This is a genomic window from Stenotrophomonas maltophilia complex sp. Om-AH-Sm3 (assembly GCF_059337855.1).
Window position 1 is genome coordinate 15880 of sequence record NZ_JBYBLQ010000005.1, and the last position, 15993, is coordinate 31872.

4 protein-coding genes are annotated in these 15993 nt (G+C 68.8%); all 4 read left to right on the top strand.

All coding sequences use genetic code 11. From position 1 onward, the window contains the following. The first annotated feature begins 259 nt into the window (after nucleotides 1-259). Entirely contained in the window at nucleotides 260-4144 is a 3885-nt protein-coding gene (gene purL, locus AC10QF_RS07765) for a phosphoribosylformylglycinamidine synthase (protein ID WP_111177560.1), read from the top strand. 439 nt (nucleotides 4145-4583) lie between these two features. Next, complete coding sequence (locus AC10QF_RS07770) at nucleotides 4584-12107, top strand: ESPR-type extended signal peptide-containing protein (protein ID WP_111177558.1); 7524 nt, start codon at nucleotides 4584-4586, stop codon at nucleotides 12105-12107. Nucleotides 12108-12265: 158 nt separating this feature from the next. Then, complete coding sequence (locus tag AC10QF_RS07775; RefSeq protein ID WP_111177562.1) at nucleotides 12266-14119, top strand: S8 family peptidase; 1854 nt, start codon at nucleotides 12266-12268, stop codon at nucleotides 14117-14119. 136 nt (nucleotides 14120-14255) lie between these two features. Continuing rightward, nucleotides 14256-15977, top strand: coding sequence for a type II secretion system ATPase GspE (gspE, locus tag AC10QF_RS07780; protein ID WP_053499707.1), 1722 nt, complete (start codon nucleotides 14256-14258; stop codon nucleotides 15975-15977). Nucleotides 15978-15993 lie beyond the last annotated feature (16 nt).

The window sequence follows — 15993 nt, forward strand, 5'->3', positions numbered from 1 at the left end:
TGGTGGGGGCCAGCAGGACCGTTGGCGCCATGGATGGCGCCATCGAGCCCCCATGGACGGGTTTACGGCGTGTCCTGCTGGCCCCCACCACCCCGCCATCCCACGGGAACCCAGCTTTTGCTTGGGCCGTTGCCGTTGCCGTTGCCGTTGTCGTTGTTGTTGCGGTGGCCTCGGCGGGTGCCGGGCGCCGCCCGGCCAAAGCCCACCCCCCGCTTCCGGTACAATGTCGGGCCCGTTTCCCAACTACGGTTCCCCGGACATGATGGTCCTCGAGGGCGCGCCCGCCCTGTCGCCGTTCCGCCGCGAACGTCTTGAATCCCGCCTGCAGTCCATCGCTCCCTCCCTGCGCATCAGCGGTGCCTGGCACGTCTACTTCGTGCAGCCCGAAGGCAGCGCCGCCCCCGACCTGATCACGCTGTGCCGCATCCTTGAGGCCGCGCCGCAGGCCGAGGCCGTGGCCGACGGCGCGGTCAGCCGCATCGTGGTGCCGCGCTTGGGCACGCTGTCGCCCTGGTCGAGCAAGGCCACCGAACTGGTCCGCGGTGCCGGCCAGCCGGTCAGCCGGGTCGAGCGTGGCCTGCGTATCGACGTGCAGGGCTGGCCGGCAGATGCTGACGCCCAGCAGGCGCTGGTCAAGGCGCTGCACGACCCGATGACACAGTCGGTGCTGGAGACCGTGGAGCAGGGCCAGGCGCTGTTCTCGGCGCCGGCGCGTGGCGAGCTGGAACGCGTGCCGGTGGACCAGCTGGAGGCCGCCAACCAGCGCCTCGGCCTGGCCATGGCCCAGGACGAGATCGACTACCTGCGTGAACGCTTCACCGCGCTGGGTCGCTCGCCGTCGGACGTGGAACTGATGATGTTCGCGCAGGCCAATTCCGAGCACTGCCGCCACAAGATCTTCAACGCCAGCTGGACCATCGACGGCCAGGAGCAGGACCGCTCGCTGTTCCGGATGATCAAGAACACCCACCAGCAGACCCCGCAGCACACGCTCAGCGCGTACAGCGACAATGCCGCGGTGATCGAAGGCCATCCGGCGTCGCGCTATCGCCCCGATCCGGCCAGTGGCGAATACCGCCGCGAAGCGCAGGTGCCCAGTGCCTTCCAGATCAAGGTGGAAACCCACAACCACCCGACCGCGATCGCACCGTTCCCGGGCGCTTCGACCGGCGCGGGTGGCGAGATCCGCGACGAAGGCGCGACCGGCCGTGGCGGCAAGCCCAAGGCAGGCCTGACCGGCTTCTCGGTCTCGCACCTGCGCATTCCGGAATTGCCGCAGCCGTGGGAGGCGCCGCGCGCGCTGAACCCGCGCATGGCACCGGCGCTGGAAATCATGACCGACGGCCCGCTCGGCGGCGCCGCGTTCAACAACGAGTTCGGCCGCCCGAACCTGCTCGGCTACTTCCGCAGCTTCGAGCTGCCGGAAGGCGCCGACCTGGTCCGCGCGTACGACAAGCCGATCATGCTGGCCGGTGGCCTCGGCGCGATCGACCGCGTGCAGGTCGACAAGATCCCGCTGCAGGCCGGTGATGCGGTGATCGTGCTGGGTGGCCCGGCGATGCTGATCGGCCTGGGCGGCGGTGCGGCCAGTTCGGTGGCCTCCGGTGAAAGCGCCGAGGACCTGGACTTCGCCAGCGTGCAGCGCGACAACCCGGAAATGGAGCGCCGCTGCCAGGAGGTCATCGACCGCTGCGTGGCGATGGGCGCCAACAACCCGATCAAGTTCTTCCACGACGTCGGCGCCGGTGGCCTGTCCAACGCCATCCCCGAACTGCTGCACGACTCGAACGTCGGTGGTGTCATCGACCTGGGCAAGGTGCCCACCGATGATCCGTCGCTGTCACCGATGCAGCTGTGGTGCAACGAGTCGCAGGAACGCTACGTGCTGGGCGTGGCCCAGGAGCGCCTGGCCGAGTTCGCCGCGCTGTGCGCCCGCGAACGCTGCCCCTTCGCGGCCGTCGGCGTGGCCACCGCTGAAGAGCATCTGGTGGTGGCCTACGGCGCCGTGCCGGGCCACACCCCGGCCGATGCACCGATCGACCTGCCGATGGACGTGCTGTTCGGCAAGCCGCCGAAGATGCACCGCGATACCGCGCACCCGCCGGCACCGCGCTGGCCGGCGCTGAAGACCGGTGGCCTGGACCTGCAGGAAGCCGGCCTGCGCGTGCTCGCGCACCCGACCGTGGCCTCGAAGAACTTCCTGGTCACCATCGGTGATCGCAGCGTCGGCGGCCTGACCGCGCGCGAGCAGATGGTCGGCCCGTGGCAGCTGCCGGTGGCCGACGTGGCAATCACCCTGGCCGACTTCGACGGCGTAGCCGGTGAGGCGATGTCGATCGGCGAGCGCACCCCGCTGGCCCTGCTCGATGCCGCTGCTTCGGCACGCATGGCGGTGGGCGAAGCGCTGACCAACCTGTGCGCGGCCCCGGTCGATGCGCTGGATGAGATCAAGCTGTCGGCGAACTGGATGGCCGCGGCCGGTCACCCGGGCGAAGACGCGCTGCTGTACGACGCGGTGAAGGCGGTGGGCATGGAACTCTGCCCGCAGCTGGACATCAGCATCCCGGTGGGCAAGGACTCGCTGTCGATGCAGGCGCAGTGGCACGACCAGGGCGAAGCGCACAAGAGCGTGTCGCCGGTGTCGCTGGTGATCTCGGCGTTCGCGCCGGTCGCCGACGTGCGCCAGCAGTTGACCCCGCTGCTCGACCGGGAGGTGGACAGCGAGCTGTGGCTGATCGGCCTCGGTGCCGGCAAGCAGCGCCTGGGGGGTTCGATCCTGGCCCAGGTGCATGCCGACCACGGCGACCTGCCGGCCTTCGCCGGCGCCGCCCCGGACCTGGATGATCCGCAGCGCCTGCGGGGTTTCTTCGAGCTGATCCGCGATGCACGCCAGTCCGGCCTGCTGCTGGCCTATCACGACCGCAGCGACGGCGGTGCTTTCGCCGCGCTGTGCGAAATGGCCTTCACCTCGCGCCTGGGCCTGGACATCGCCCTCGATGCCTGGGGTGACGATCCGTTCCGCAGCCTGTTCAACGAAGAACTGGGCGCGGTGGTGCAGATCGCGCGCGAAGACCGTGCAGCGTTTGCCGACCTGGTTGAACGCCATGCATTGACCGAATGCGCGCAGCGCATCGCCAAGCCAACCACCGCACCGGTGGTGCGCGTGTCGCTGGGCGGCGAGAACCTGGCCGAGTGGCGCTGGGAGGCCTTGTTCGATGCCTGGTGGTCGGTCACCCACGCGATGCAGAAGCGCCGCGACAACCCGGCCAATGCCGATGCCGAGCGCGAGGTCGCGCGTGCCTTCAACGCACCGGGCCTGAAGCCGAAGCTCAGCTTCGACCTCAACGAAGACGTGGCCGCACCGTTCATCAGCACCGGAGCGCGTCCGCGCGTGGCGGTGCTGCGCGAGCAGGGCGTCAACGGCCAGATCGAAATGGCCAACGCCTTCGAGCGTGCCGGCTTCCGTGCCTTCGACGTGCACATGAGCGACCTGATTGAAGGCCGCGTGGCCCTGCAGGATTTCACCGGCCTGGTGGCCTGTGGTGGCTTCAGCTATGGCGACGTGCTCGGTGCCGGTCGTGGCTGGGCCACCTCGATCCTGGAGCGCAGCGCACTGCGTGATGCCTTCGCCGCGTTCTTCGCGCGCGAAGACAGCTTCGCGCTGGGCGTATGCAACGGCTGCCAGATGATGAGCCAGCTGAAGAACATCATTCCGGGTGCCGAGCACTGGCCGCAGTTCCGCCGCAATGCCAGCGAGCAGTTCGAAGCCCGTACCGCGCTGCTGGAAGTGGTGGAATCGCCGTCGATCCTGCTGCGTGGCATGGCCGGCTCGCGCCTGCCGGTGGCGGTGGCGCATGGTGAAGGCCAGGCCGTGTTCGACAATGCCGTCGACCAGGCTGCTGCACGTGTCTCGCTGCGCTACATCGATGGCAATGGCAAGGTGGCCAGCCAGTACCCGCTGAACCCGAACGGTTCGCCGGACGGCATCACCGGCCTGACCAGCAGCGACGGCCGCGTCACCATCATGATGCCGCACCCGGAACGTACCCCGCGCGCGCTCAACCTGAGCTGGGCACCGGCGGAATGGCAGGGTGATTCGCCGTGGATGCGCATGTTCCGCAACGCGCGGGTGTGGTGCGGCTGATCGCATCGTTCCGCGCAGGCCGCAATGCCACCGCGTATGGAAAAACCCGCCGCTTCGTCGGCGGGTTTTTCTTTGCACGCGTGAAACCCTTGTCGCGCCCGCTAGTTACATCGGTTTTCATGCGCCAGCGGTCCGTCACGTGTACCTAACAAAATACTTTTATAAACACGTGAAACGGTGAACTGCTTCACGGCAATAGCATTTGTCGTGTCAAAGTCTTGACGATCTGCAAAGTTGCCGTTAACACTTGAACCCCGTTTCAGAACCATTCATTCCGCAGTAACCGCTCGGCGCACGCGCTCGGTTTTCTGTCGCTGCGCGCCGTTCGGCAATACCCCGCAGTAAATCACGCGAATAAACGCCCCCAGGGGACGTTGGGCCACAAGGCCCGGCGGTGGCGTTGCTTTGCCCAAAACCAGTCCAATCAGGAGCCGTACCGATGAATCGGATTTATCGCAAGGTCTGGAACAAAGCATTGGGTCAGTTGGTGGTGGCCTCGGAACTGGCCTCCTCCGACAGCAGCGGTGGTGTTGTCGACCAGCGCCGCGATACGACACAGGCCACGCCCGCGCTGTTGGCGGTGGCACTGGGCCTGGTATTGGGATTGGGCATGAGCGGTTCCGCCATTGCACAGTCAGTGCAGATCGGCGGCAGCGCTACCTGCGTCGCATTCAGCGGCAAGCTGCTGGAAAAGTGCCTGATCGAAGGCTCGGCCACGGCCAAGGGCAACAACGCGGTGGCGATCGGCAGCAACAGCAATGCCAGCGCCGCCAACAGCGTGGCGCTGGGCGCTGGCTCCAAAGCAGCGCGGGCCAATACCGTGTCCGTCGGCGACGCCGGCAAGGAACGGCAGATCACCAACGTGGCCGCTGGTACCCAGGCCACCGATGCGGTGAACAAGTCACAGCTGGATGCGCAGGCGCGCGCCACGCAGGCCGCGCTGGCGGATGTCGCCGCAGATGGAAACCGCTATTTCAAGGCCGATGGCGCAGGTGATGACAGCGACGCGGCGAAGATCGACGGGCAGGGCGCGGTTGCAGCGGGCGCCGGTGCGCAGTCGTTGGCCAATGCCACCACCGCCATCGGGACCCAGGCGATTGCCGCCGGCCTGGGCGCCAGCGCGTTCGGCCAGGGCGCATTGGCAATCGGTGACGCCAGCGTGGTGGTCGGGCAGAGTGCTGCCGCGTTCGGTCTTGGTGACACCGCCGTCGGCGCCAGTGCCTATGCTGCAAGCGAGAATGGCGCGGCCACCGCCCTGGGTGCGCTGTCCGAAGCCACCGCCGATGGCGCCACTGCCGTGGGTGGCGGTGCCGTGGCGATGGGCCCGGGCAGTACCGCACTGGGCCGAGGCGCCACCGCCGCCAACGAAGCATCGATCGCGGTGGGTGCGTTCAGCACCGCCGTGGGTGAGTACAGCACCGCGCTGGGGTCCAACTCGGCGGCGGTTGCCACCGGCAGCGTGGCGCTCGGAGCCGGCTCGCTGGCCGACCGTGTCGACACCGTGTCGGTCGGCGCCGCCGGATATGGCCTGACCCGGCAGATCACCAGCGTCGCGGCGGGTACTGAAGATACCGACGCGGTCAATGTCGGCCAGTTGAAGGACGTGGCCGCCGTGGCCGATGCCACCGCCAAACACTTCCAGGCCACGGGCAGCCGCAACAGCGATGCGGGCGCGCTGGCCGAAGGTGACGAGGCACTGGCGGCCGGCGAGACGGCCAACGCCATCGGCAATGGCACCACCGCCGTGGGTGCCGGTGCCACGGCCGTTGCGCAGAACGCCACCGCCATCGGCAACAACGCGCTGGCGTCAGGCCAGAACAGCGCCGCGTTCGGCAACAACGCACAGGCGAACGGCCCGGGCAGCGTCGCCGTCGGTGGTGCTGCAGTGGATGCCGATGGCAATCCGCTGATCACCAGTGGTGGCGTGCCGGTCGAAACCGGCGCCACCAGCGCAGGCGTCGGTGGCACTGCAGTCGGTGCCAGTGCCGAAGCCAGTGGATTTGCGGCGTCGTCCTACGGCGTTGGCGCGTATGCCGCCGGTGCGCAGTCGTCCGCATTCGGTGCGGTCGCCAATGCCATCGGTGACTACTCCACCGCACTGGGTACGCAGAGTACCGCCACTGGTAGCAGCAGCGTCGCCATCGGCGGCCCGGCCGACCTGATTCCGGGCTTGGGCTTCTTCGTGCAGACCCAGGCCAGCGGCGAAGCCGCCACCGCGGTCGGCGCCGGCGCTATCGCCAGCGGTGATCGTGCGGTGGCCAACGGCAGCCTGACCGAAGCATCCGGTGTGGAATCCACCGCCGTGGGCTACTTCGCCTATGCCCCGGGTGAGAATGCCAGCGCGCTCGGTGCGCAGACCTGGGCCAGCGGTGCGCAGAGCACCGCGGTGGGTTACTACGCCACTGCACGTGGTGCCAACAGCGTCGCGCTCGGCGCGAATTCCGAAGCGGTGCGCGCCAACAGCGTGGCCGTGGGCAGTGCCGGCAACGAGCGGCAGATCACCAGCGTTGCCGCGGGCAGTGAAGCCACCGATGCGGTCAACAAAGCCCAACTCGACGCGGTGGCCAGCACCGCCGACGGCACCGCGCGCTTCTTCCAGGCACAGCCCGAAGCGGGCAGTGATGCCGGTGCGTTCGCCGAGGGCGAAGGCGCGGTCGCGGCCGGTTCGTCGAGCAATGCGATTGGCGCCGGCGCGGTTGCACATGGCGCTGCCGCGTCGGCGATCGGTGATGACAGCGTGGCGGTGGGTCGCAACAGCAGCGCCACCGGCAACGGCGGTGTTGCCATCGGTGGCCTCGGGCAGGCCTACGATGAGTACAACCAGCCGATCATCGGCGCCGACGGCAAGGCGCAGCAGGTGGGCACCACGGCGGCCGCCGATGCCACGGCGGTCGGCAGCGGTGCACAGGCCACCGGGGCTGCCAGCGGCGCGTTCGGCAATGCCGCCAAGGCCAGTGGCGACAACAGCTTCGCGGCAGGCGGCAAGTCGCGCGCCACCGGCAGCTATGCGGTCGCGGTCGGTGACAGCGCCTTCGCCAGCAGCGATGACAGCACCGCTGTCGGTGGTTACAGCTGGGCGACGGCCAGTGGCGCAGCAGCGTTCGGTTCGGGTGCGTGGGCCACCGCCACCAATGCCTCGGCATTCGGCAACGCGGCCTGGGCCAGTGGCAGTGGCGCAACCTCCATCGGCTACAACAGCTGGGCCAATGGTGCCAGCTCCACCGCAGTCGGTCGCGGCGCATTCGGTTATGGCGACAACAGCGTGGCACTGGGCTTCCAGGCGTTGGGCAACAGCCTCAACAGCATTGCCATCGGCACCAACACGGTGGCCGGCGGTGAAAGTGCGATTGCGTTGGGCGCCGGCAGCAACGCCAGCGCCAGCAATGCTGTCGCGCTCGGTGCCGGTTCGGTTGCCAGCCGTGCACGCACGGTGTCGGTGGGCAGCAGTGGCAACGAGCGGCAGATCACCAACGTCGCTGCCGGTACCCAAGCCACGGACGCGGTGAACAAGGCACAGCTGGATGCGGTCGCGAGTACCGCCACCACCACCAGCCGCTTCTTCCAGGCCAGCGGCAGCGGCGGTGACGTGGCCGGTGCGCTGGTGGACGGTGACAACGCGCTGGCCGCCGGTGATGCGGCCAACGCCATCGGCAACGGTGCCACCGCACTCGGCAGTGGTGCCAATGCGCTGGCCAACAACGCGCAGGCAATCGGTTTCAACGCGCTGGCCAGCGCCGCCAACGCCAGCGCCGTCGGTGCCAACGCACAGGCGACCGGTGAGTACGCCACCGCGCAGGGTGCGGAAAGCGAAGCCAGCGGCGAGCAGAGCGCGGCGTTCGGTGCCGCCAGCATCGCCAGTGGTGCCGGCAGTACCGCCAACGGTGTGTTGTCCGAAGCCTCCGGCGAGGAAGCCGTGGCGGTGGGCTACTTCAGCAATGCCAGCGGCAGCGGCGCCACCGCGGTCGGCAGCGAAAGCGTCGCCAGCGGCACGGCGTCGGCAGCGTTCGGCATCGGCGCCGAAGCGACCGGTGGCTACAGCACCGCCATCGGTGGCTATTCCCAGGCATCGGCGTTCAACGCCACCGCCTTCGGCAACTTCGCCAGTGCCACCGGTTCCAACAGCGTGGCGCTGGGCGGCGACTCCGAGGCGTCGGGTGCCTACAGCACCGCCACCGGCCAGGGTAGCCTGGCCACCGGCACCAACAGCGTCGCCGTCGGTGGTTCGCTGTTTGGCGTGCTGGCCACCGAAGCATCGGGCAATTACTCCACCGCCGTCGGTGGCGGCGCCTGGTCCGGCGGCATCAACAGCACCGCACTGGGCAACGCCGCCGAATCGCGCGCTGCCAACAGCGTGGCGCTGGGTGCCGATTCGATCGCGGACCGCGACAACACCGTGTCGGTTGGCGGTGCTGGCAATACCCGCCAGATCACCAACGTGGCCGATGGCACGCAGGGCACCGATGCGGTCAACAAGAACCAGCTAGACGCCGTAGCCGCAGCAGCGGAGAAGACCAGCAGGCAGTTCCAGGCCAGTGGCAACGCCGAGGGTGAAACCGGCGCCCTGGTCGAGGGTGACAACGCGCTGGCGGCCGGTGATGCGGCCAACGCCATCGGCAACGGTGCCACCGCACTCGGCAGCGGCGCCAATGCACTGGCCGCCAACGCCACGGCGGTCGGCATCGATGCGCTGGCCACCGGCAACAACGCCGCAGCACTGGGCAGTACCGCACAGGCCACCGGCGAAGACAGCCTTGCGCTCGGTACCGGCGCCAGCGCCAGCGAGCTCGGCGCCAGCGCGGTAGGGGCGCGTGCGCAGGCCGGTGGTGCGTACAGCACCGCGACCGGCACCGAATCCAACGCCAGTGGCACGCAGGCACTGGCCAGTGGCTTCCGCAGTGCCGCCTCTGCCGATGGCACCACCGCCGTCGGTGGCTATGCCGAAGCGAGCGGACGCCTCGGCACCGCGTTGGGCTACGGCTCGGCCGCCAGCGGGGCCAACACCACCGCGGTCGGCTTCGGTGCCGCCGCAGCCGGTACCGGTGCCGTGGCCGTGGGCCAGTCCAGCGAGGCCAGTGGCGAGGAGAGCGTGGCCATTGGTGGCAGCACCTTCTTCGGCTTGATCCCGTCGCGTGCCAGCGGCACCGGCGCGGCGGCCTTCGGTGCCGGCGCCTGGGCGACCGAAGATTACGCCACCGCGATCGGCTGGAATTCGTGGGCGGATGCCGCAGATGGCACGGCACTGGGCGCCAGTGCCACCGCCAGTGGGTTGAACAGCGTGGCGCTGGGCGCCGGCTCCAAGGCCGAGCGCGACAATACCGTGGCCGTGGGCACCGCGGGCGGTGAGCGCCAGGTGACGCATGTGGCAGCCGGCACCGAGGCCACCGACGCGGTGAACAAGGGCCAGCTGGACGCGGTTGCCAGCGTTGCCGACAGGACTGGCCGGCAGTTCCAGGCCAGCGGCAACGCCGATGGCGAAGCCGGTGCACGGGTGGAGGGCGACGACGCGCTCGCCGCTGGCAATGCGGCCAATGCGATTGGCAACGGCACCACCGCATTGGGCAGCGGCGCAACGGTGGTCGCGGCCAATGCCACGGCGGTCGGCGTTGACGCACTGGCCACGGCCGAGCAGGGTGTGGCGATCGGCAGCGGTGCCAGCAGCACCGCAGGCGGTGCCGTAGCGCTGGGTGCACAGAGCAGCAGCGGCGGCGCCGCCAGCATTGCGATCGGCGCGCAGTCGCAGTCGCAGGGTATCGGGGCGACCGCTGTCGGCGGCATGGCCGAGGCCGCCGGCCTGGCGGCCACCGCAGTGGGCTACGGCGCGATCGCCGATGGTCGCGAAACCACTGCAGTCGGCAACTTCGCACAGGCCAATGGCTGGCGTGCCACGGCGTTTGGTGCAGGCGCCAGCGCCGGCTTCTTCGGCACCGCGATAGGCAGTGCCGCGCAGGCCGCCGACGTGTCCACGGCGGTGGGCCAGGGCACCATTGCGCAGATCGCCGGCGCCGGCTTCGGCGTGCAGGCCAAGGCTGGCGAGTACGGCACCGCTCTGGGCAACAACGCCGCGACCGGATTGAACGGCGTGGCGGTCGGCTTCAATGCACTGGCCGGACAGGATGCCGCCAGCGTCAGTGCTGGCCGGTTCACCACCGCCATCGGCAGTGAGGCGTGGGCTACCGAAGACGGCGCCACCGTGGTCGGTTACAACAGCTACGCGCAGGCCAGCAACGCGACGGTGCTCGGCAGCAATACCTGGACCACCAAGGACGCCGGCAACAGCGTCGCGTTGGGTGCGGGCTCGCTGGCCGACCGTGCCAACACAGTGTCGGTGGGTGCCGCACAGGAGTGGGTCGATGCTGCCGGAGTCACCCACAGCGCGATCAACCGCCAGCTCACCAATGTCGCGGCCGGTACGCAGGCCAACGATGCGGTGAACAAGGGCCAGCTGGATGCAGTGGCCGCCACCGCCGATGCGGTCGGCCAACGCTTCAAGGCCAACGGTTCGGGTACCGCCAGTGCCACCGGCACGGATGCCGTGGCCATCGGCGGCAACGCCAACGCCAGTGGAAGCCGCAGCAATGCGCTGGGCAGTGGTGCCACGGCCATCGGCAACGCGGCGCTGGCACTGGGCGCCAACAGCGGCGCCAGCGGCAACAACTCAGTGGCATTGGGTGCCGGTTCGCGTGCGCTGGAGGCCAACGTGGTCTCGGTCGGCGGTGGCAACGGCACCGCCGGCCCGGCCACGCGGCGGATCGTCAATGTGGCCGACGGCCGCATCGCCGCCGGCAGCACCGATGCGGTCACCGGGTCACAGCTCAACGTCACCAACCAGCGCGTGGGCGCAGTGGAAACCCGCGTGGGCGATTTCGATTCGCGCATCGCGACGGTCGAGACCACGGCGGCCAGTGCAGTCGGCTATGACGACGCCAGCCGTGATCGCCTGACCCTGTCCGGCTTCCAGGGCACCACCATCGACAACGTCGGTGCCGGCAGCATCGCCGCCGGCAGCCGCCAGGCGATCAATGGCGGGCAGTTGTTCCAGTCGCTCAGTGATGCCGCCAGCTTCCTCGGCGGTGGCGCCAGCGTCGGCATGCAGGGTGTGTTCGTGGCGCCGAACTACGTGATCCAGGGCGCGACGTACAGCAACGTCGGCGATGCGCTCGGTGCGCTGGACCGCAAGGTCAGCGAGATCGATCGCCGCACCGCCGGAGGCACGCGTTCGGGAACGGCAAGCCTGCGTTCGATGAGTGCCTCGCTGGATGAAAGCCCGCTGGCCAGCGTCGCCGACGCACCGGCCACCGCCGACGCGGCACCGGCCAGCACCGCACGCGTGCAGGGCACGCCGACGGCCGCCGCCGCCGGTGCCGGGATTCCGGTTGGCACCCCGGCCACGGGCTTCAATGCCGTCGCCATGGGTGAGGGCGCAGTGGCCAGTGGCGCCTCGTCCACCGCCATCGGCCAGGGTGCCAGTGCCACGGCTGCCAACGCGGTGGCTTTGGGCCAGGGCTCGGTTGCCGATCGTGCCAATACGGTGTCGGTGGGCAGCGAAGGCAACGAACGCCAGGTCACCAACGTCGCCGCAGGCACCACCGCCACCGACGCCGTCAACAAGGGCCAGCTGGACCGTGGCATGGCCACTGCCAACAGCTACACCGACAGCCGCGTGCAGGCCGTCGCCGACAGCTTCGATGTGTTCAAGGGCGAGATCGACGGGCGCCTGCGCCACATGGATCGCCGCATCGACCGCCAGGGCGCGATGAGTGCGGCGATGCTCAACATGGCCACCAGTGCCGCCGGCATCCGCACCCAGAACCGGGTCGGCGTCGGCATCGGTTTCCAGGGCGGCGAGTCGGCGTTGTCGCTGGGCTACCAGCGTGCGATCAGCGATCGCGCCACGGTCACCTTCGGCGGTGCCTTCAGCAGTGACGACAGCTCGGTCGGCGTTGGTGCCGGCTTCGGCTGGTAAGCCAAACCACTGCGCCGGCGGCCACCCACGCCGGCGCCAAACCTGCAATCAGGGCCTGGGGGGAGGTCACGGCAATCCCGGCTGGGCCGGCCGGGAGTCGTCAAGGAATGATGGCCGCAGTGTTGGTTCGATCCATGACCCAGAAGAGGAATTTCGACGTGATCAAGAAGCAGAACCTTCGCATCAATGTGCTTGCCGCCGCCGTGCTGTCGATGACCGCGGTGGGTGCCGTCCACGCCGCCGGGTTGCCGACCCGTGAACCGGTGCGCCAGGCCAGCACCGCCGAGCCGGGCGCCGAGCGCATCATCGTCAAGTATCGTGCTGGCACCGCTGCGGCGGGCGACCGTTCGGCCAAGCTGTCCGCCGTGCAGTCCGCGCTGACCCGCGCCAGCCTGTCCGGTGGCACCGCCCGCGCCAGCACGCTTGGCCCGCAGGTCGTGCGCAGGCTCGGCGTCGGTGCCGACCTGATCCGCCTGCAGGGCCGCCTGGCGCCTGCGGAACTGCAGCGCGTGCTGAAGGAACTGAAGGCCGATCCGGCCGTGCAGTACGCCGAGGCCGACGTGAAGCTGCGCCGCAGCGAACTGCGCGCCGGTGACGTGCAGCCGGCGCTGGCGCCGAATGACCCTTACTACCAGCAGTACCAGTGGCACCTGCACAACGCCACCGGTGGCATCAACGCACCGTCGGCGTGGGATGTATCGCAGGGCGAGGGCGTGGTGGTGGCGGTGCTCGACACCGGCATCCTGCCACAGCACCCGGACCTGGTCGGCAACCTGCTGGAAGGCTACGACTTCATCAGCGATGCCGAGACGTCGCGCCGCGCCACCAACGATCGCGTGCCAGGTGCGCAGGACTATGGTGACTGGGTCGAGAACGACAACGAGTGCTACACCGGTTCCGTCGCGGAGGACAGCTCCTGGCACGGTACCCACGTGGCCGGCACCGTGGCCGAGCAGACCAACAACGGCGTCGGCATGGCCGGTGTCGCGCACAAGGCCAAGGTGCTGCCGGTCCGCGTGCTCGGCAAGTGCGGTGGCTACCTTTCCGATATCGCCGACGCCATCACCTGGGCCTCCGGCGGCACCGTGGCGGGCGTGCCCGCCAATGCCAACCCGGCTGAGATCATCAACATGAGCCTGGGTGGAAGCGGCAGCTGTGACGGAACCTACCAGGATGCGATCAATGGCGCGATCTCGCGTGGCACCACCGTGGTCGTGGCGGCCGGCAACGAGACCGACAACGCATCCAAGTACCGTCCGGCCAGTTGCGACGGCGTGGTGACCGTCGGTGCCACCCGCATCACCGGCGGCATCACCTACTACTCCAACTACGGCACCCGCGTGGACCTGTCCGGTCCGGGTGGTGGCGGCAGCGTCGATGGCAATCCCGGCGGCTACGTCTGGCAGTCCGGTTCCGATGCGGCCACCACGCCGGAGTCGGGCAGCTACAGCTACATGGGCATGGGCGGCACGTCGATGGCCTCGCCGCACGTGGCTGCCGTCGCTGCACTGGTGCAGAGCGCGCTGATCGCCAAGGGCAAGGATCCGCTGGCCCCCGCCGCGATGCGCGCGCTGCTGAAGGAAACCGCGCGCCCGTTCCCGGTCAGCATTCCGGCCGCCACCCCGATCGGCACCGGCATCGTCGATGCCAAGGCGGCGCTGGCCAAGGCACTGGAAGAGCCGTGCACCGAGAACTGCGGGCCGGTGGCGACGCCGCTGACCAACAAGGCCGCGGTGGGGGGACTGAACGGTACGGCTGGCAGCAGCCGCCTGTACAGCTTCGAGGCAGCCGCTGGCAAGCAGTTCAGCGTGATCACCTACGGTGGCACCGGCAACGTGTCGGTCTACATCGCCCAGGGACGCGAGCCGAGCGCCAGCGACAACGATGGCAAGTCGACCCGTCCCGGCACGTCCGAAACGGTACGGGTGAACAAGCCGGTGGCAGGCACCTACTACATCAAGGTGGTGGGCGAAGCGGCCTACAACGGCGTCAGCATCCTCGCCACGCAGTAAACCTGACGTGTCGTAGTTGAACGGCCGAGGCCCGTCATCCTGTGTGACGGGCTTCGTCTTTTTACGAAAGCTGGCGGCAGGGCGGCGGAAATCATGGCTTAACTGCTAAAGTCGGTCCGATTGACAGGAGAGTCACGTGAACGCGCTCGCTGCAACCGTTACCGACGATGCCGAAGGCCGCATCCTGGATGCGCTGCTGGCACGCGGCCGGCTCAAGGAAGGAGACCTGGCGCGCGCGCGGCCGCTGCACGCCGAGGCCGGCGGCAGCCTGCTGGGCCTGCTGGTGCGCCTGGGCCTGGTGTCTGAACGCGACCAGGCACAGGCCAGCGCCGAGGTGCTGGGCCTGCCGCTGCTGGAGGGCAAACAGGTGCCGGAGGCCCCGCCGCAGGCGCTGGCCGAGGGACTGCCGCTGTCGCTGCGTTTCCTGAAGCAGTTCCATGTGTGCCCGCTGGAGCTGAATGAACACGGGGTGCGTCTGTGGCTGGCCGATGCCCACGATGCCTATCCGCAGCAGGCCGTGCAGTTGGCGCTGGGGGTTCCGGTGACACCGGTGCTGGGCATGCGCGCGGAGATCGATGACCTGGTCGAGCGCTGGTTCGGCCAGGGCCGCAGCGCGATGGGCGCGATCGTGGAAACCGCCGATGGCGAGGGCGGCGCGGTCGACGATATCGAGCACCTGCGCGACCTCGCTTCGGAAGCGCCGGTGATCCGTCTGGTCAACCTGGTGATCCAGCGTGCGGTGGAACTGCGCGCTTCGGATATCCATGTCGAACCGTTCGAGAGCCGGTTGAAAGTCCGCTACCGGGTCGATGGCGTGCTGGTGGAGGGCGAGAGCCCGCCGGCCAATCTCACCGCCGCGGTGATCAGCCGCATCAAGATCATGGCCCGGCTCAACATCGCCGAGCGCCGCCTGCCGCAGGACGGCCGCATCATGCTGCGCGTGCAGGGCAAGGAGCTGGACCTGCGCGTGAGTACCGTGCCTACCGCGCATGGCGAAAGCGTGGTGATGCGCCTGCTGGACCGCGAAACGGTGGTCTTCGATTTCCACCGGCTCGGCTTCACCGACGCCTTCCTGCCGCAGTTCCGCAAGGTGCTGGAACAGCCGCACGGCATCCTGCTGGTGACCGGGCCGACCGGCTCGGGCAAGACCACCACGCTGTACACCGCGCTGAGCCAGCTCAACACCGCCGACGTCAAGATCATCACGGTTGAAGATCCGGTCGAATACCAGATCGAGGGCATCAACCAGATCCAGGCCAAGCCGCAGATCGGCCTGGATTTCGCCAACGCGCTGCGCAGCATCGTCCGCCAGGATCCGGACATCATCATGATCGGTGAAATGCGCGACCTGGAAACCGCGCGCATCGCCATCCAGTCGGCACTGACCGGCCACCTGGTGCTGTCCACCCTGCACACCAACAATGCGGCCGGTGGCATCACCCGCCTGCTCGACATGGGCGTGGAGGATTACCTGCTCACCTCGACCATCAACGGCATCCTGGCCCAGCGCCTGGTGCGCCGGCTGGAGCCGACCCATGCCGAACGCTACGCAGCCTCGCCAGAGGAGATCGAACGCTTCGAGCTGCGCCGCCTGCAGCCGGAGGGGCCGATCCACCTTTACCGCCCGAAGCCCTCGGCGCTGGCGCCGACCGGCTACCTGGGGCGTACCACCATCATGGAATTCCTGGTGATGAACGATGCGCTGCGGCGTGCGGTGATGCGTCGCGATGGCATGGGCGAGATCGAGCGCATCGCCCGCGAAGCCGGCATGCGCACCATGTACGAGGATGGCCTGTCCAAGGCGCTGAGCGGACAGACCACCATCGAGGAAGTGCTGCGCGTGACCGAGGAAAGCTGATGCGCGCAGGACGCAG

What these genes read in the sequence shown, in the direction of transcription:
- purL (WP_111177560.1), top strand. Translation starts at nt 260, where the DNA reads ATGATGGTCCTCGAGGGCGCGCCCGCCCTGTCGCCGTTCCGCCGCGAA.
- AC10QF_RS07770 (WP_111177558.1), top strand. Translation starts at nt 4,584, where the DNA reads ATGAATCGGATTTATCGCAAGGTCTGGAACAAAGCATTGGGTCAGTTG.